Source organism: Blastopirellula marina, assembly GCF_002967765.1.
GTDB lineage: Bacteria > Planctomycetota > Planctomycetia > Pirellulales > Pirellulaceae > Bremerella > Bremerella marina_A.
In genome coordinates, this window is sequence record NZ_PUHY01000012.1 from 1,164,811 (window position 1) to 1,183,761 (window position 18,951).

The 18,951-nt window shown below is 53.8% G+C and carries 14 protein-coding genes; 9 read left to right on the forward strand and 5 right to left on the reverse strand.

Annotated features, from left to right (window positions below; genetic code table 11):
* The first annotated feature begins 271 nt into the window (after positions 1-271).
* Complete coding sequence (locus C5Y83_RS21305) at positions 272-1,405, forward strand: hypothetical protein (RefSeq protein ID WP_105331744.1); 1,134 nt, start codon at positions 272-274, stop codon at positions 1,403-1,405.
* A gap of 86 nt (positions 1,406-1,491) precedes the next feature.
* Here the strand turns inward: C5Y83_RS21305 and C5Y83_RS21310 are convergent, their stop codons facing one another.
* A complete protein-coding gene (locus C5Y83_RS21310) occupies positions 1,492-1,836 on the reverse strand; it encodes a histidine triad nucleotide-binding protein (RefSeq protein WP_105331745.1) in 345 nt (114 codons plus the stop codon).
* Between the two features lie 397 nt (positions 1,837-2,233).
* On the opposite strand from C5Y83_RS21310, the gene C5Y83_RS21315 reads away from it, so the two are divergent.
* The 3 genes from C5Y83_RS21315 to C5Y83_RS21325 all read left to right on the forward strand — a co-directional run bounded on the left by C5Y83_RS21315 (position 2,234) and on the right by C5Y83_RS21325 (position 7,845).
* On the forward strand, positions 2,234-2,815 hold the full coding sequence (locus C5Y83_RS21315; RefSeq protein WP_105331746.1) for a hypothetical protein: 582 nt from the start codon (positions 2,234-2,236) through the stop codon (positions 2,813-2,815).
* 377 nt (positions 2,816-3,192) lie between these two features.
* Complete coding sequence (locus C5Y83_RS21320) at positions 3,193-3,507, forward strand: hypothetical protein (protein ID WP_105331747.1); 315 nt, start codon at positions 3,193-3,195, stop codon at positions 3,505-3,507.
* Between the two features lie 402 nt (positions 3,508-3,909).
* Complete coding sequence (locus C5Y83_RS21325) at positions 3,910-7,845, forward strand: family 10 glycosylhydrolase (protein ID WP_105331748.1); 3,936 nt, start codon at positions 3,910-3,912, stop codon at positions 7,843-7,845.
* 6 nt (positions 7,846-7,851) lie between these two features.
* Here C5Y83_RS21325 and C5Y83_RS21330 read toward each other — a convergent pair whose 3' ends face one another.
* From C5Y83_RS21330 to C5Y83_RS21345, 4 genes are all read right to left on the reverse strand, one after another.
* On the reverse strand, positions 7,852-9,087 hold the full coding sequence (locus tag C5Y83_RS21330; RefSeq protein WP_105331749.1) for a sulfatase: 1,236 nt from the start codon (positions 9,085-9,087) through the stop codon (positions 7,852-7,854).
* An 85-nt stretch (positions 9,088-9,172) separates the two neighbouring features.
* Positions 9,173-9,964, reverse strand: coding sequence for a WecB/TagA/CpsF family glycosyltransferase (locus C5Y83_RS21335; RefSeq protein ID WP_105331750.1), 792 nt, complete (start codon positions 9,962-9,964; stop codon positions 9,173-9,175).
* A gap of 5 nt (positions 9,965-9,969) precedes the next feature.
* The gene (locus C5Y83_RS21340; protein ID WP_105331751.1) at positions 9,970-11,370 is read right to left on the reverse strand and encodes an O-antigen ligase family protein; all 1,401 of its coding nucleotides are present in this window, start codon (positions 11,368-11,370) and stop codon (positions 9,970-9,972) included.
* A 63-nt stretch (positions 11,371-11,433) separates the two neighbouring features.
* Complete coding sequence (locus C5Y83_RS21345) at positions 11,434-12,909, reverse strand: hypothetical protein (protein ID WP_105331752.1); 1,476 nt, start codon at positions 12,907-12,909, stop codon at positions 11,434-11,436.
* Positions 12,910-13,356: 447 nt separating this feature from the next.
* Between C5Y83_RS21345 and C5Y83_RS21350 the strand changes: the two genes are divergently transcribed.
* From C5Y83_RS21350 to C5Y83_RS21370, 5 genes are all read left to right on the forward strand, one after another.
* Positions 13,357-14,457: a GNAT family N-acetyltransferase gene (locus C5Y83_RS21350; RefSeq protein ID WP_158262442.1), complete on the forward strand. Its 1,101-nt coding sequence runs from the start codon at positions 13,357-13,359 to the stop codon at positions 14,455-14,457.
* Positions 14,458-14,566: 109 nt separating this feature from the next.
* Positions 14,567-15,436: a polysaccharide deacetylase family protein gene (locus C5Y83_RS21355; protein WP_105331754.1), complete on the forward strand. Its 870-nt coding sequence runs from the start codon at positions 14,567-14,569 to the stop codon at positions 15,434-15,436.
* Entirely contained in the window at positions 15,433-16,962 is a 1,530-nt protein-coding gene (locus tag C5Y83_RS21360; protein ID WP_105331755.1) for a lipopolysaccharide biosynthesis protein, read from the forward strand. Before C5Y83_RS21355 ends, C5Y83_RS21360 begins: the two co-directional genes overlap by 4 nt.
* Positions 16,963-16,982: 20 nt before the next feature.
* A complete protein-coding gene (locus tag C5Y83_RS21365; protein ID WP_105331756.1) occupies positions 16,983-18,209 on the forward strand; it encodes a glycosyltransferase in 1,227 nt (408 codons plus the stop codon).
* A gap of 119 nt (positions 18,210-18,328) precedes the next feature.
* Positions 18,329-18,940: a lysophospholipid acyltransferase family protein gene (locus tag C5Y83_RS21370; RefSeq protein WP_105331757.1), complete on the forward strand. Its 612-nt coding sequence runs from the start codon at positions 18,329-18,331 to the stop codon at positions 18,938-18,940.
* Positions 18,941-18,951: the final 11 nt, after the last annotated feature.

An 18,951-nucleotide genomic window follows, 5' to 3' on the forward strand; every position in this document is an offset into this window, starting at 1 on the left:
AAAATCACGGGCTAGCAGGCAGTTTTGCGGGAATTTGGTCTTTGAGACCCGCGAGGATTTGGTTAGCCTTTGAAAACTTTACAAGTCGGCGATACGAATTCCTCTGGCTGAACGGATTGATGCCGGGATGCGTATCGAATCGGGCTACAGTGCTCCGGCAACCCAGCAACCACACTTGGGATACACTGCAGCGGAAATATGAATGCGGTTTCCGTTGACCAACGCATGAGGCGCCAGGTCGATCGAAACCTACCAATCTTGGAGCCTGCTAATGAGCATGGATGCTCGCGCGATTCGTCGCGCTTCGGTGACGCTGTTCGTATGGACACTGCTTCTGGGCGTTGTGTCCGCTGCTGGTGTTCGCTCGGCCAATTTTCTGGTGAATGCCGACGATCCGCAGCTTGCTCGACAGGTTTTAGAGTCGGCTGAGAAATATCGCCGCGAATTGGCCCTCGAGTGGCTTGGTCGTGAACTACCACCTTGGTCGCATCCGTGTCCCATTCGCGTCACGGTTGGTGGCGGAGCAGGGGGCGAAACAAGCTTCGCGTTCCATCAAGGTGTTCCATTTAATTGGAACATGAAGATCTACGGCCCGCGTGAACGCGTTCTCGACAGCGTTCTTCCGCACGAAATTCTACACACGATCTTCGCCACACATTTTGGTTGTCCACTGCCACGCTGGGCGGACGAAGGCGCCTGCACCACGGTCGAGCATTTCTCGGAAAAGGACAAGAACACGCACCTCCTGTACCGCTTCCTGAAGACGGATCGCGGAATCGCGTTCAATCGCATGTTCGCGATGCGAGAATATCCTGCGGACATCCTACCGCTGTATGCCCAAGGTTACTCCTTGGCTCGCTTCCTGATTGGTCAGGGGGGAAAGCAAAAGTACGTGCAGTACGTTGGCGAAGGAATGAAGACCAACAACTGGACCGCTACCACGAACAAGTATTACAGCCACCCGAACCTGAGCAGCCTGCAGGTCGCTTGGCTCGATTGGGTTCGCGATGGTTCGGATGAGGGCATGATCGGTAATTACTCACCGAACCTGATCGTCGCTAACCAGCAGAATAACAATGTCGCCGTGGTTCGAGGCCAAAGTCCGGAAGCACCCGGCGAGCAAGTTGCCTCAGCTCGTGAAGAGAGCGATCGTCCGCTTCCTTTGACAGGCCCTATAATGCCGGTCAATTACGAACAAGATATCACTCCCCGTGAGCCGGGAGTGAGTGGTGGTTTTTACTCCAACGGAGGCCGCCCGGTCACAGCAGAAGCCGAAACGCGAACGTCGTCGCTGCCTCCCGAACATCGCCGTGGCGCTCCCCCGGTTGCCGCCATGCCTGTTTCGAGTAAGCCAGCTAATGCTCCTACGTTTTACCTGCCCGGCGGCACTTCGCTCTATCGCTAAGCCGACAAAGCAACCACACGTGATCGAAACGGCCGCCATGGGAAACCGGGCGGCCGTTTTGCGTTCTTGTTGATGGGCTCGCTCGACTAGCCCGGCGGCCAAGTCATCTTGCGGCCACCCAGCAAGTGATAATGCAGGTGCGGCACTTCCTGCCCGCCTGCTTCTTTGCAATTGACGATCACACGGTAGCCTTCTTCCAGGCCCAGGTCTCGCGCTAGGTTGCGAATGACAATCCACATGTGACCGATCAGGGCCGCGTCTTCATCGGCGATGTCGTCGACCGTCGCGATCTCCTTTTTAGGGATGATCAGCACGTGCGTTGGAGCTTTCGGGGCAATGTCTTTAAATGCCAGACAAAGGTCGTCTTCGTAGACGACATCCGCCGGGATCTCTTTATCGATGATGCGTTTGAAAATTGTCTTATCGGACATTGGTGTGCCTCTTTTCAGGGGTGCCATGTGCCAGTTTAGGCTATCAGCTGTTGGTGCGGCTTCAAGCAGGTGAAGGAAATTTTCGCACAAGCGCCAATCGATGCGAAGGGTAGGTGATTAAGCACTCGTTGAGCGAAGGTGAGGCAAACGGGCAACTTAGATTCCATCGATAGGAATCGATGCGGAAACGTACACGAAAAGCTGGCAAGGCTAGCTCCGTAATTTGAGTGAACTTGGGTGAAAAGACATGCCGAAACGGTTATCTGGAGAGCCAGGTGAATGCGGCAAGATGCGTGCTTCCGGTGCTCTCGCGACTTTCAGGCCAGCCCTTTCGCAAGGATGCGACTGAGCCGGCTTGCAATCTCTTTCGATTCATGGACGCATGGGAGAACGCAGGATGCGCTGCCGCGGACTTGTCCTGAGCTTGTTTTTCATCGGGACCGCTTCGCCACTTCTGGCGGAAGACACTCGTTTCGTCGAACGTAACGGGATCACTTATAAAGAGGTCGTTCAAACGATCAAGAAACCGGTTAGCGAAACGACTTACCAAACGCATACCGAAAAGTTCTACCAAGAGCGATTCACGACTGACATGGAAGAATCGCAGCGAGCGTATTTTACACCGGTCACCGAGTACCGCTGGGAAGCCTACACTCCGTTTTCGATCAATCCTTTTGCTCCACCGCGCGTTGCATATCGCTGGGTTCCGAAAACTCGTTGGGAGCAGCGGACCGAAACGGTTCGTACCCCCGTTACGCGCCGCGAACTGGTCCCAGCGGAACGGACTGTCTCACGCCCGGTGACAACGTTGCGAATGGTCGAACAGGAACAGGTGACGCGCATCGCCATTGCCCCGCCTGCTCAGCCGGCTGCGAGTGTTGCCTCGCGAACGGCGATCGGCGGAGTGTCTAACTTGCAAAACGATCCGCCACGCATCGGAACGACCTACATGGGACCGATGGAGAACATTCGCCGGTAAACGACTGGCTGAATGGCGATTGCCCAAAGAAAAAAAATTGGCTCGTCAGCGAGTCAGCATGATTCGAGCCGGCCTGATGCTGCGGGTTTTACGGCCGTTTGAGAGGAACTCCACCGTCGTCTGAGACCCTTCGTCGGTGCCGTCTGAACACCCATTAGGTGAGAAAACTGGACCTGATTAGGTGTAATTGTAAGGGCCGCGTGAACTACGCGGCCTATTCTCTAGCGGAACTGCGCTATTTACCGGCTGTTCTTGCTATGCCTAAAACGACTGATGTAACTCCGCTTCAGAAAAAGGTTTGTCTTCGCTAGCACTCCCGCCGATATCTACCCATGTCCCAAGGCGATATGGAACGCAGGCACTAGGAGGCATTGAATATGGCAAAGAAAGACACCTTCCGCGTTGTTACTCGAGGAGCCAATGGCGAAATCCGTATTAAGGATTACGACTCGGCCGAGCCACTGTTGAAAATGCATTCTCAGGTGGGCACCGAAGATAGCAGCACCGACTTGGCCCTGCGTGGAATGCCTGTGTTCCGTGGCTTGATCGGACCGATGCCAGAAGGCAAAACGATCATCCGCTACGAGTCGCCAGAAGTCTTCGAAACGCTAACCAAAGAATGGGGAGCTGCCAAACCGAAGCGTCGCCGCCGTCGTACTGCAAATGCTGAATCGGCAACCGTAGAAGCCTAATGGCAGCTTTGCCAGCTTCCCCAAACTGAACCCTCGTGGGGAAGCGAACCTGAAATATCTAACGAGTCACCCTCCCGGGCGTCGCTGCCGCTTTCCTGTTGTCGGCAGGCGACCCTTAGCGAGAAGCGCGGATCACGGGTGATTGAGAAACACTGAATCGAGAATTCTCCAGAACTGGGTATTGGAGAGTCTCTCTCCTTTACCCTGTTTCTCAATCACCCGGCGCTCTCGCCGATCGGTTTCATTGGTGACCACCTTGCTTGGGATCGTCGTTATCCCGCTTTGGAGATCTGCATTTCTCCATTGAATTCGCTCTAGTCGTGGTTCTCGATCTCTGTCTATAATCCGCGGCCATTGTCCAATCAGGACACGTTATTCCGTTCTTCAGAGAAACGCAGCGTCATGCTGGCACGACTGGTACAGGGAAGTCCCGGCCGACAGCACATGGATGTCCTGCTCCGTCACGTGTTTTCATTTAGCACGCAGCGGTGTGCCATCCTTTGTGCGCTGATCGCCGCATTACTGGCACCTGCTCAGCTAGTTGCTCAGACGGAAGCTCCAACGGAAATGATTCGGAGTAAGCTTCGAATTGCCTGGGGGGGCTCCACCGAGCACCGGTGGCAAGGTTCGATCTCGCTGACCTCTGGCAAGATTCGCTTAATCAACTTGCTAGGCATGGAAGCGGACGAGGCCCGAGCCGTTCAGCCAGCCCAAGGCCGCATCGAGATCAACCATCTCTCGCCGCGAATCTATGACGGATTCGACATTCAGATCGAAGCTCCACCCACGGCTCAGCTAACGATTCAGCTTTCGGCCAACCAAAACGAGCAAATCGCACCGATCTCGATCCCGGTGAACTCATTAATGCAACAGCCATATCAGGCTGCCCTTGATGATGTCGGTTCGCGTATTCTCGTTCAAAGAAACCCCGGCGATGTAATTCGCACGTCGCTTAATCGAGATCACCTGGTCTTCTCCCCCAGTGAGTCATTGCGGGTTGGTTTGAGTGCCTATCGCACGAATTTCCCACCGGGAACGAGTGTGCAAACCGCGATCAAGTTAAAACGAACGCGGACGACCTACGCCACGTTCGAAAAGACAATCGATGCCACCGTCGATGCCCAAGGAAATATCAACCTCGGCGACGCGCTAGACATTCCGATGCCGGAGGAAGAAGGCGTCTACGATTTGACGATTAACTTGACCGAGCAGCGTTTGACGAGTTTGGTTTTTGCCTCCAAGCCGGCGTACCAACGAACGCTTCAGTTGGTTGTTATCGATCCAGAGCTTCGCTATGCGCCTCCTCAAACCGAGCCTCGCCCGATTGCTTCATTCGATCCTTCCATGGTCGACTGGTGGCCTCGTCTCTCGAAGTTGGCTTACTACAATCCATGGCAGAAGTCGAAAACCTCCGAGTTGCACAACAACTCGACGAAGACTATCGAGCACTTGGGTCGCAAATGGCAGCAACTCGGTGTCAATGGTTGGCACGCTTACCCACTACCGATCGAGGCGATTGGATCGCCAATGGTGGTCGAAGTGGAGTATCCATCCGACCTGGAGCAAAGCTTGGGGATTAGCATCATCGAGCCAGATGCAGCAGGCATGATCACTCCGATTGGGCTCGATTCTGGAGTCGACGTCACCTTGCCGCAGCCCGGTGAGAAGCCCGGCGAGAGGAAGCATCGACTCGTCTTTTGGCCACGGACATCGACACCGATGTTATTGCTGACCAGTCGTGATAAGAACAACCCGGCGACTTATGGTCGGATCAGTGTCTTGGCTGGTCTGCCTCAGATGCCTGATCTGACGAATGCCCCTGAAGATTTTGGTCCGCAGAAGGCGGAAGACCGACTGGCAATCGCCTTCTGGGATAAGCCGTTGTTTGCAAAGGGGTTTGGTGCACCAGAAGATTTGAACTATGCCTCGAATCGTTCGCTCGAAGATTGGCTGACCTTCCTAGAAGGAAGCAACCGTGTTATCGAACATCTAAAGCGTGTTGGATTCAACGCGGCATGTATCAGCGTAATGAGCGAAGGGGGAGCTCTCTACCCTAGTCCGCATTTCCGCTCGACTCCTAAGTTCGATAAGGGCCTGTTCTTTGATGATGGACGCGATCCATTTAAAAAGGACGTTGCCGAATTGCTGTTTCGACAGTTTGACCGGGCGGAACTTCGTTTGATTCCGGCGATGGAATTGAACGCTCCGCTGGCGAAACTCGAGGATGCCAGGATCAATTCCGCAGATCCGAATTTTGCGGCCTTGTTCGATCACGTCGGTCGACCAGCGATCGATGGTCAGGGAGCGTCCTCGGGCAAAGGCAACTACTACAATCCCCTCGATGAGGAAGTCCAACAGGCAATCAGCGATTTAGTGCTCGATTTTGTTTCGCGTTACGGGCATCATCCTTCTTTCGCGGGACTTTCAATCAATTTGGATAGCGATGGCTACGCCTTGTTGCCGGGACCTCAGTGGGGCATGGATAACGAGACATTGGCTCGATTCGCTCAAAGTCTGCCGCCTGATCAGCAGCAGGTGTTTGCTAATCTGCCCAACGACTTGAATACTCGACGCGACTGGGTGCTGCAGAAACCGCAATGGGAGTACTGGCTGAAGTGGCGTGGCGAACGGATGTTCCAATTGCACGCTCGTATGGCAACGATCCTTCGTAGTGCGAATCCAAATGCTGTGCTGTACTTGAATACCGCTGGTTGTTTTCATGGATCGCATGCTAAAAAGCGTTTGATGCCGGAATTGCCACGCAACGTTTCGGCTACAGATGTTTTGCTCGAACAGGGAATCGACGCCCGACGTTATAAGGCCCATCCCAACATCGCTTTGTTAGAGTCCAACTTCGTTCGGCCTCGCGGAAACGAAAAGCGGGCGGCTTGGTATAAGAATTATCAGGCAGCAATCGAAGACGAGACTTCGTATGCCGACGAAGATAATCGAGGTGTGCTTCATTTTCATGTCCCTGACACTTTACACGTCGCCGGTTTCGATCAAGCCAAGCCATTTGGTCGAGAGGGTAACTTTACTTGGTTAGCCTCCGAATTCGTTGGCTCTGGGGCGGCGGTTCGTAAGCCGTTAGTCGAACATTTGGCGAAGGAGGACGATCTATCCGTCTTCTATGGCGGATGGATGTTGCCGATGGGTCAAGACGAAGCTTTGCATGAATTCTTGACCATTTATAAGATGCTGCCAGCAGGCAATTACCATCGACTGAATGTGCCTCAATCACAGCCGCTAGTCATTCGGAAGATGACGACCGGCACTGAAACTACGTTGTACTTCGTTAACCCGACCCCGTGGGATTTGAACGCAACGTTAACCGTACAACTTCCCAGTAACGGGACGATCACGCCGTTTGCGACTAGTCAGATTTCGCGCGGTCAGCAGTCGAAAGGGGAAGGGCAGTGGAGCCTTTCCGTCCCTGCCTACGGGCTGATCGCCTGCAAAGTCGATGTTTACGACGTTGCGATTTCGGGGGCGAAAGTTTACTTGCCAACCGGCGTCATGCGTTCGATGAAGGAACGGTTGGACGAACTAGCATTCCGTGTGCAAAGCATCCGTTCGATCGCGCCGATCGCAATTCTTGAGAACAGTGATTTCGAGTTGCCGCTTACCGAAGGGGAGATTCCTGGTTGGCAGACGAGTAGCCAGCCAGGGACGTCCGTTTCGCTAGACAAACAGAAAATTTACGAGGGGCAGCAGTCGCTACGCTTGAAGAGCAGTGGACCAGTGGTTTGGGCACGGAGTGAAGAGTTCACGGTACCTGATAGTCGCCGGTTGATGGTGAAAATGCATCTGCTCAGCGAAGGACCTCCTGAGCAGCCAAGCTTACGGATTGTGTACGACGGATACGTCGGAAACCAGAACGTTTATCTGCATGTATCGGTCGGTGCCGACACAGACTACCCGTTGCAACCTTCTTGGAGTGAGTTTGCCTACCCGATGGTTAACTTGCCGCCAGATCTAGAGAATGTCAAAGTCGGGTTCGACATGATGGGCGCCGGTAATGTTTTGGTCGATCGTATCGAGATCTATGATCTGGCGTTCCGTGAAGAAGAGATCAAAGAACTGAACAAATTGGTGACGCTTACTTATTCTAAGTATCAACGGGCGGAAGTTGGCGACTGCTATCGATTGTTAAACAGCCACTGGGTGAAGTTCCTGGAAGGGCATGTGCCAATTGCTCCGGCACTCGCTCAGCAACTTCAGGAAAATCGTGCTGCTGGTCTGGCGAAGCGGAATGTTCCGAAAGAAGAGCCAGAGAAGTCAAAGACATGGCTCGAGACGTTCCGAAGTTACACGCCCCGCTTCCCCCGATTTCAATAGCGAAATTCATTCTACTGGCGTGAGCAACTCTTCCGGAATATTTGGGCTTGGTTCTTCGGATCGATAAGCCTGTTCAATGGAGATTGCCGTTCTAAGGCCGAGTTCCGCGATGTTCTTACAACGATCGGCGATGTTGTTGATTTCCCAACGATCATCCGGCTTCACGAACAGCTCGGTGACAATCTGATCAAGTTCGACTTCGTCGAGTGGCGTCTCTTGATCCGGCAAGTGATAGCGGAGGCTCCAGTGCTTGGTGCGGAAGCAGCGTTGCTCGCCGAGACCTGACAAAACGCAATCACGTGCCTCGTCGAGCTGAACGTGAAGGAGATCAAGATCGTCTTGGCGATTCTTCGACAGGCCAAATGCGTGAACAATTGTCGGCAGAATATCACCCAGAGTGGCTAATCCTTGTAAACGCGTGAGTCCTTCTTTTGCTCCGGGCTGCCGAATGAGTAATGGGACATGCAGCGTGTCGCTGTATAGCCGCAAAGGTGTATCCTCCTCGCGACCAATTTGTCCGTGTAATCCCAGCGGATATCCGCCAGTCGAAGTCAGCACAACCAGCGGCTGTTCGTCGATAGGAAGTTCTTCAATGGTTGCCAGCAGTTCACCCAACAGCATATCGAGAACTGTGATTTGGCCGGCGTACGCTTGCGTCATTCCGAGAACGTGGTCGGAATCAAACTCGCGATTTTCTCGCTCGAAGGGAGGATGAACAAGATCGGGCGGGGCGGGGTCGTCTTCGTCAGCGAAGCTTTCTCGGAAATTGTAGGGAGCGTCCCAAGGACCTTGCATACCGCGGGCATGGGCCCAGATTACCTCTTCTCGAGCGGGCTCTTCCAGCCAGGCCAAAAGCACGCTTGCAAACCGGGCCAAGTTAGTTGCTTCGGCGCTTTCGGCTGCCATATCGACAACTTCTGGAAGGGTTTCTACCGACGTCAGTCCGGTCGTTTCGCGTAACTGAGCTAATCGCGGATCGTCGGAAAGCAAATGAATAGGAATATCTGCATCCGCGAGAACACTCACAGGACCGTCTGGGGCATTCTGGCCAAGTGGATGCGAGCCATCCAGTAAATGCGGATAAAGTGTTAACGCGTCGGGACATTCGCTCAAACATTGTTCGAACAGCACCGACTGACAAGCCCATTGATCGAACGCAGGCGTATCGAGCCAAGAGTTCCCGTAACAACCGAGGAAACCGGCTCCCCAACCATCGATTACTAGTACCAGCGCGCGACGCACGTCGATCCTTCCCAAAGCGAAACGGAAGCAATACTCGCTCCCGTCTGAAATACGACTACCTTGTCGCAACTATAGAGGGGACGTGCTATTTGGAAAAGCCGGGGCGGTGTGCGTACGGCTTCGCAAGCTCTTGAAAGAACAACTGTGGGAAAATCACGGCGTCTTTCGCGTAGCGTCCCAGAAGTCGCTTCGGATCGGTTCCGATACGGAACGCCCACTCTAATCCTGTTCGCTGCATCCAGCGTGGGGCGCGTTTCTTTTCACCTGCAAGGAAATCGATGGTTGCACCCGCACAGATAGCCACTTTGGCGGCAACTTGGTGGCGATATCGATGTATCCAGGTTTCTTGCTTTGGAGCTCCGAGGCCAATAATCAACAGATCAGGTTCGACCTCAGCGATACGCGACAAGATGTTGTTGTTCTCCGCGGTATCGTTCTCAAAACCGAGTGGCGGGCTGTATGTACTGACAACTTGAACGTTTTCATACTGACGATGAATGTTCACAGCTGCTCTTTGCGCCACACCAGGAGCGGCACCCAACAGAAATGTTTTCAACGGAGCCTTGTTTTGGGCCCCGGCGAATAACGCTGGAACCAAATCACTTCCCGTGACCCGCTCAGGAAGCGGCTTTCCGAGTAGGCGTGAGGCCATCACAACCGGCCAACCATCGGCCAGGACGACATCCGCATCGTGATAAGCTGCCCGCAAAGGGGCGCTCGATTGCAAAAGGACGGTATGGTCCACATTCGGCGTGACCACATAGCGAGCCGTAGGAGAGCGTTCGTTGGTCAGCCAACCTTGTAGCATTTCCACTGCTTCGGGCATGCGTAAAGGATCGATCTCGATGCCGAATAGAGGGATTCTCTTGTATTCCATTGGAGTTAACCTCGTAATGCGGCCTGGGGTTGCCAAGACCGAGGGGATGGAGTGTTGGAGGTGTTTGAGACGAGCCCGAAGTCGCTCACGAGCGCGGCGTTCATGCCGGCTACCAGAAAGATCAGCGACTGTTCGTAGGGCATGAATGTGATTTCATGGCCAACCATCTGGCAGAAGGCAATCAACACAGCGCCAACGCCCAAGGTGCCAACATCTTTAGCCCAAGGAGGCGAATTACTGCGCGCCATACGCCAACCGTTGCGTAGCCATAGGAAGTACATTCCTAGAAATGGGACGAACCCAAGAAGCCCAAGGTCACACAGGACACTCAGGAAAGTATTGTGATGGTCATATTTGCGGATCGACTCGAGAATTAAATCGACATCGCGATCCGCCAGGTAAGGTAGCTTGGCGGTTTTGAATTGACTGAACCCATGTCCCAGAATCGGTCGATCAAGAAACATTTCCCAGGAGACATAAGTGAAACTCGCCCGCATGCTCACCGATCGTTTCGTGTCTTCGGCAGAACCTTCTCGTTTGAGTCCCATGATGGCATCGGACTTTCCCACCACCGCCAACATGGCACATGCCAACATGCCTGTAATCATCACAGTGCGCGCTTTGCCCTGCATGGTCAGGAACACGCCAGCCAGCAAACACAAGCCTCCGCCCATCCACACGGTACGTGTCTTCGTGAAGAAGATGGCGGCCACGAACATCGGAACCAGTCCCAGTAACAGCCATCGAAACTTGCTATTCATGCGGTGCCAAAGCAGGCATGGCGCTAACATGCAGCCACAGAGATAAACTCCGTAGCTGATCGACTGCACCATCGGGCCTCGAGCACGGCCAAAGTGCAAGCCAACCTTGGGGTCTGCGATATAGCGAGGAAAGACGAAACTGTAGAGTCCGAGTCCTTCAAATATGCCTGTGATCGCCAGGTAAACGCCGAAAACGGTCATCGCGATGAGAAACCAGTCAAGCTGCTTTTCGTCATATTTGATGTTGCGAGCCACGATATAAATCGCCAACGGGATTAGGTATCCGTTGATCAAGTGCTGGACTGGTGGCACCGCGTCGGGCGCGATATTGCGGAAGTCATGCGAGAACGTGTTGATGAATAAGACGCCGAAGAAAACGGCCATCATCGTATCGAGCGTCATCCAGGGGCGGATCTGAACTTTCCCTAGCTTCCACTGAATGGCGAACGCTGTAACCAGTCCGACAATGCCTAAGCGGTCGAGCGAAAGGGTGATACCGCCAACATCGAATTGCAGGAAGTAGACGCCGAAGACCGACGTCACCACTAACTGGGCGACGCATGCCAGAAGCAAGTTGCCGCGCACTGCCAGAATGGTGCCCCACACCAATCCGACGAGAGCAAAAATGGCAATAAGAATTGGCATGAGATAAGGGTTCCACCGAACGCTCTCAGTGCCAAGTTGAACCTGAAAACTGCGAGCTAGGGGCTAATTACGTGAAGGGGGACGGCGCGCCAGGTACGCCAACGCTTGTTTCAAAGATAGGCCATGTCCTGCGGGAGACGGCTCGGATTGGTTCGGGCTAGGGTCATTGCTGACACCTTTGGCCGACTCTGTCGGTTGTAACGATATTGTCGAGCTGTCACCCCACGGTAGGCTGATTAGTAAGAGGCCTACCCCCAAGCCGAGACCTCCAATGAGTCCCATGCCGGCGATCATCTTGCGGGATGGGCCCACGGGATAATCACTCACTTCAGGGCGATGTACTTTCGTGATCAGGCTGGTTGTGGTTGCTGCTTCGACCGATGAACGGGCATCGGCCAGGTCGGTTCGAATCGAGGTCAGCTTCTCACTCTTCTCACGAACTTCCGATACCAGGTTGTTGTAGCTTGCCCGCATTGAGGCCAGCGTCGTCATCCGGCCGGTTACATCGTCGAGCATTACTTGTAATTGTGTAATGCGACTTTCAAGAACGATGTGCTCGGCCTTTAGTCCACGGATTGCCAAGCTGATTTCTTGGTGCAAGTGATCACGGATCTCTTCCTCGGCGTGACGAGCTGCGACGACGCCGGGATGGGTTTCAGTACGAATGCCTTGGAGTTGCGCCGATTGCAACTGCGCATCGATTAAGCCCTCCTTCAGGCGTCGCAAGGCTGGCTGGGAATCGAGTAGTTGATTTGGCGTAGCAACCAATTCATTCGGATTGTCTTGGGCGGCGGTTAGGATCTCAAGCAATCGTTCGGAGCTTTGCTGCTTTGCCATGGCATCCCGTAGCTCGCTCTTAATCTGTACCATTTGCTCTCGTAAATTACCGTTGCCAGAGCCAACTTCGTTCAAGATGCGAAGCTCAGCCAAGTCTGTGCCAACTTCTGCTTCCATTTCAGATAGTTGCTGCGTCACGGTTAAAAGGGCAGCATTGGCTTTCGCCTCACGTTGGCTTAGCTCTTCGACCAGACTAATGGCTTTGTTGTTGCGCATTTCGCCCAGATGTGCTTCAAGTTCCCAGCAGAGAAGGCGACTGAATTCCATGGCGCGATCTGGGGTGTCTGACTCCGAACTGATGTAGAGCATTTCGGTCGTGCCGAATTCGGTTCCACTGGGAGAATGAACGTTGATTGTTTCACGGGCCTGGGAAATATCGTCCTTGCTAGGCCAAGTCGAATTCGACCAATGGTTCACTGGAGGACCGAGTTTGGCGAGCGCCGCGCCGACCACTTCCTTCGATCGAGTTAGCTGTAAGACCGTTTCCTGGGCGTGCTTCATTTCTTCCACGCCGGAGAAGGCTCCCGGTCTGCCAAGACTACTGACGGCTTCATCTCGCAAGACGATTGCTTGCGTTGCTTCCCACGAACTTGGCTTCATGACCGCATAGCCCAGCGTTGCAATGGCGATGACCACGGTGGGAATCAGCCAACGAAGAGGGTAGTGAATCAATGCGAAAGTAACGTCGGCCAGGTTCCACATAGCTAAGAACTCGCGAGTGCGTGTGCGTTGTGGCAGAAGAGAAAAAACGTGTGGGAAGCAAGACACAGCCAGACGGCTGGAGGTCCTGCTTCCCACAACCCCGATTCGCTGAACCTATTAGGCAAAACCAGTGCCAGGAACGCTGTGTTGACCGTGTGGTGTCGACGTAAGTGACTTGATGAAAGGAGGTTGCGTCGTTGGTGCTGCCCAGGTCTGGCCATGCAGCGAATGTTGCAATTTCGCCATGTCTGTCGTGAAAAAGCAACGCGAGTTGCTTCAACGAAACATCGTTTTGAAAAGTCAAACCGCGTGGACACAAACCAATCAAAGTTCGTTTGCTTTTGACTAACGGTGGGGAATGTTTGAGTGCCTGTGTTTCGCGGTATGCGCATTGTTGCGCCTACGAAGACGCCAAGCCCCAGCGACCGAATTGCCCTGAAGAATCCCATGCGCGTAGAACTATTTTCCAATGCCGATTCACTTGCCCCTTATCGCGAAGCCTGGAATGCGCTCGCTGGGGATGTGCCGTTCCGTCGATATGATTGGTTGATGCTGTGGTGGCATTCCTTTCAAGATACACACGAGCTTTATGTTCTCGGCGTATTCAACGGGGACGAGCTGATCGGCCTGGCTCCTTGGTATCGAGAAGCAGGGACCACAGGTGGACGGACCCTGCGTTTTCTGGGGGATGGAGACGTTTGCACGGATTACTTGGACGTTCTCGCAGCTCCAGAAGAATCAAGCCGTGTGGCAGGGCTACTCGTTGACTGGCTACAGGAAGCCCTCACCACTTCTAACGCGTGGGATGCGATGGAGTGGGATAACCTCGAAACAGATGCTGCCATGACGGGCGAAGTCGCGAAGAAGCTAAGCCAATGTCAGGCCATTATCAGCAAGCGAGCCGCATTGAACTGCTGGCGACTTCAGTTGCCGGACACGTGGTACGACTTCGAAATGACGCAGTCGAAATCGCATCGGAAGCAGATTCGACGGCTTATCAATCGCGTGCTCGATACCGATCGATGTCGTCTCCATGTTTGCGACGATGAAACAACACTTGATTCGGCAATGCCCGTCCTGATCGACTTGCACATGCGTCGACGCCAGATGTTAGACCAAGACGGTTGTTTTGCTTGCCAACGATTCGAAACCTTTTTGGCTGAGGCGGGACGCGAGATGATGGCGACAGGGCACTGCGAGGTGCTTTGGCTTGAACTTGACGGTACACCCGTCGCTGCTGAGATTCATTTCCCCTCAGAGACGACCATTTATGCCTACCAAGCCGGTATCGATCCCGAACGGATGTCGGAAGAACCCGGTAGCTTGATGCAGATCGCGATGATTCGCCGAGCGATCGAGCAGGGTAAAGAAGCGGTCGACTTCATGCGTGGCGACGAGCCTTACAAAGCGCATTGGCGGGCAGAACCTCGCACTTGCGAAACCATTCGAATTGTTCCAAACACCACGTTCGGATTGATTCGCCACGGGATTTGGACCACCAAAACACAGGTAAAAAACTGGTTCAAAGCCTCGCTGGGAAACATCTAGCGGGATAGAAGTAACAGGCCTCAAGGCAGCGAAATAACTCAAGAAGCGGGTTCCCGGTTCGCCGATCACAGTGCAGCTGAGATGAGCCTTGGCGAGAGAACAAGAGAACATGAGCGTATTGAAAAGTGCGATGGTCGAGGCGTACACGGCAACAACTTGGCCGTGGCGTGCCCGGTTTCGTCTAGTGCACTCCCGCGTCGGCTTAGCCCCGTTGATGGTACTGTTCTATCATCGTGTGGCCGACCATGACGTTACTCCGTGGACGATTACGACGGACGATTTTCGCCATCACTTGGATTATCTGCAATCGAAGTTCGAGATTGTCTCGCTCGCTGAGGGGCAACGGCGAATCGCCATGCGTTTTAATCCGCATCCGTGCGTCGCCATTACGTTTGATGACGGCTATGGCGACAACAGTGAATTCGCGATCAAGGAGTTAAACACTCGTTCACTGCCAGCAACCTACTTCGTGACGCTCGACAATGTGCTCACAGGTGAACCGTTTTCTCACGACGCCAAATTAGGCATCAACGCACGGCCGAATACGATCGACGAGCTCCGTCAAATGATCGCTTCAGGAAACATCGAGATAGGCGGGCATACTCGCACGCATGCCGATGTAGGTTCGATCCACGATTCCGCCCGCCTTCAGGACGAAGTGATCGATGCCACTCACGAGCTGGAACGAGCGATTGATCAGCCAATTCGCTACTTTGCGTTTCCATTCGGTCTGCCGGCAAATCTCAACGATGCGGCAATCAACTTGCTACGGCGAAATGGCATCTTAGCATTCTGTTCTGCCTACGGTGGCTACAATTTTCCAGGCGACGATCCGTACCACATCCAACGAATTCATGGTGATCCAGAATTGGCTCGCTTGCGAAACTGGCTGACGATCGATCCCCGAAAGGTACAAGGGATACCGCGGTATCAGCCGCGCTACACCCGTTTGCCGGAACCGTCGGGAGTTCAGCTATGAGCGCGGTGACTAGCGTCGATGCGACGACGGAAACGATCGACATTCCTACCTATCGCACCACCTCACTGGCCGAAAGCATGTTGCTTCTGGCTTTGTTGACGGTTGTGCAGCGGGGCGTGGGATTTGTTCGTGGCGTGCTTTTTTGTCGTTGGTTGAGCGCCGACCAACTCGGGCTCTGGGACCTAGTGTTCGGTTTTCTGATGTTGGCTGGACCACTCGTCGTACTAGGAATCCCTGGTTCATTCGGTCGCTACGTAGAACACTTTCGCCAGAAGGGGCAACTGCGGACATTTCTGTTTCGCACAACGATTGCGACGGTCATTCTCTCTGCGGCTGGTTGCTTACTACTTTGGTTATTTCACGAAGAGGCGGCACTCCTCTTATTTCGAGATGCCTCCCTCGCTTCGCTGATTCCACTAATTGCGTTGACCTTGACCTCCGTGGTCGGCTTCAACTACTTCATCGAACTATTCATCGCCATGCGGCAGATGCGGACGGTCTCGGCTTTGCAGTTCATTAATAGCGTTCTATTTGCCGTGGTCGGCTTAGGACTCTTGCTGGCATTCGAGACTTCGGCACGTAGCGTTATTCTGGCATATGGAATCTCGTGTGCTGTGGCGTTGGTCCTGGGAGCGATTCTGCTGATGAAAGATTGGCGCAAACTGCCTTTGTGCAGCAATGTGCCACTACAAAGTGAATTCTGGCGAAAGCTGATGCCTTTTGCGGCTTGGTTGTGGGCAATCAATTTGCTTTCCAATCTGTTTGAAGTGGTCGATCGTTACATGATTGTTCATTTCAGCGGATTGACTTCGGAGCAAAGCATCACGCTCGTCGGTGACTACCACAGTAGCCGTGTCGTGCCTTGGCTGATGGTTGCTGTGGCGAACCTGTTTGGCGGAATCTTACTGCCTCACTTGTCGGCCGATTGGGAGCGAGGCGAGAAGCAGAATGTTTCGCGACAGATCAATCTGCTCATCAAAGTCGCGAGCCTGGTGATGATGGCTGGGGCAATTACGATTGGTATTACCGCGCCTTTTCTATTCGAGTATGTGTTCGCCGGGAAATACAACGGCGGGCTGAATGTGCTTCCCTGGACACTGACCTACTGCGTGTGGTACAGCCTGACCGGATGCGCGATGCTTTACTTCTGCTGTGCGGAAAAGACGCATGTTGGAGCGATTGTGTACGGCATTGGACTATTCGCCAATGTGGCTCTCAACGCGATGCTACTTCCTACTTTCGGGCTGACTGGCGCAGTGCTCGCTACGGCACTTGCTAACGCGATCGCTGTTTCGCTTGCCATGCTACTTAGTGCGCGGCATGGCATGGAGGTTCAACGCTCGACGCTGGTATTGGTTGCGGTGCCGCTACTATTGGGATTGGGCTGGGCAATTGCTCTCGTGGCCCTCTTGGTGCTGTTGTGGCAGGCGTACGCGAGCGAGCGTCTCTTCGATTCCAACGAGAAAGAATCACTCAAAGCTGGGCTGGGCGAGTTAACCAAGCGTTTCCGTCCGCGACCCGCTTAAATCTAACAGGGTAAGAGAAAATGCGACGACGAACGAACTTGCCGATCGAGTCACGCGGTCCCTTGAGAACGATGTTTATCATGACTAGTATGCCGTTCGGCGGCGCTGAGACACTGCTGGTCAACTTGATTCGGCGAATGGACCGGGATCGTTTCGCTCCAGAGATTTGCTGTCTGAAAGAACTCGGTCCTCTCGGCGAAGAGATGGAACACGAGATTCCTACGTTCCATCATATGCTCACCGGCAAATATGATCTTCGCGTTGTGCCTCGCTTGGTTGAACTCTTTCGGTTACGCGAAATCGACGCCGTGGTCACCGTCGGCGCCGGGGACAAGATGTTCTGGGGGCGTTTGTGTGCATGGTTGGCAGGCGTGCCGGTGATTGCGTCAGCGATCCATTCAACCGGTTGGCCGGATTCGATCAATTGGCTCAACCGACAACTGACTTCCGTGACCGATCGCTTTATCGGCGTCGCTGCGCCGCATGGCAAATATCTAGTCGATGTCGAACGATTCCCAGCGGAGAAGGTGGTCGTTATTCCGAATGGAATCGACACCGATCGCTTTATACCCAACCGGGAAGCCAGGGAGCAGATTCGTAGCGAACTACAAATTGCGGAAGACGCGCCCGTTTGTGGGATCGTTGCGGCGCTGCGTCCCGAGAAAGATCATGCATTGTTTCTCCAAGCCGCTAAACGGGTGAAGGAGAAATGTTCCAATGCTCACTTTTTGATCGTGGGCGATGGGCAAGAACGTGGCACAATCGAAAAGCTTCGTACCCAGTTAGGTCTGGAGAATAACGTGACGCTAACGGGCAGTCGGAGTGATATCCCCGATCTGTTGGCAGCGATGGATTGTTTCGCATTGACCTCGAAGAATGAAGCTAGTCCTGTTTCAATTCTCGAGGCCATGTCGACGGGGCTTCCGGTGGTCGCTCCCCGAGTGGGAAGTATACCGGACGCAATCGACGATACGGTCAACGGGCTGTTGGTCGAAGCGAGTAACTTGGATCAAACGGCCGCGGCAATTACGAGCCTGATGCTCGACCCGCAGCAGCGTAGCCAGATTGGTGAGGCCGCTCGGATCAAAGCCAAGCAGTATGGTTCGCTGGAAACGATGGTTGCAGGGTACGAGGATTTGATCACCGGAATCTACCGCCAGAAGGTTCAGGCAGCCCAGCAGCCGGTTCGCCAGCCAGCGACTCAGCCGATTTTTATGCCTCAATCGTCGAAGATCAACGCTCCGTAAACCAAAGTCACAACAAGAGTTTCGGTTGCCCGCCCGCTAGGCTTTGGCCAGCATGTCCGTTACTATGAATAGGCTGGAGTTACGTCGCAAATACGGTTGGGTCAGGGTTCTGAAGCAAAGTGAAGTTCAATCTCACGGGTCCGTTCTTGGCCGGCTTGGCGAAAGTTGTCGCCGGGAGTAGCGTGCGTTGGGTCGATTGCCACCCAGACACCTGCCAGCGGATCTACTTTGCCAATCACACCAGCCATATCGATGCCGTGATCATCTGGGCCTCTTTACCGAAGCCAGTTCGGGACTTGACCAAGCCTGTGGCGGCCAAAGACTACTGGAACAAAGGCTGGTTTCGACGTTATCTGGCCCGCTCGCTGAACGCGATGCTCATTGACCGTGAGAACATCAAAGTTCACCGTAGTCCAGTCGAATCGATGCTGAAGGAAATCGGCGATAAATACTCGGCGATTATCTTCCCGGAAGGGAGTCGAAACGATGGAACGAACCTTCGCGACTTCAAAAGTGGGTTATTTTACCTGGCAAAGAAGCGACCCGACCTGGAATTGGTACCGGTCTATGTCGACAATATGACTCGCATTTTGCCGAAAGGAGAGTATCTCCCAGTTCCACTTTTGAGCCGGGTGATCTTCGGACCTCCGATTTGGCTTGAAAATGGCGAGCCAAAGACTGAGTTTCTCGCGCGTGCCCGGGAATCGGTCATTCGACTGCGGGATATGTAATACGAATCGAC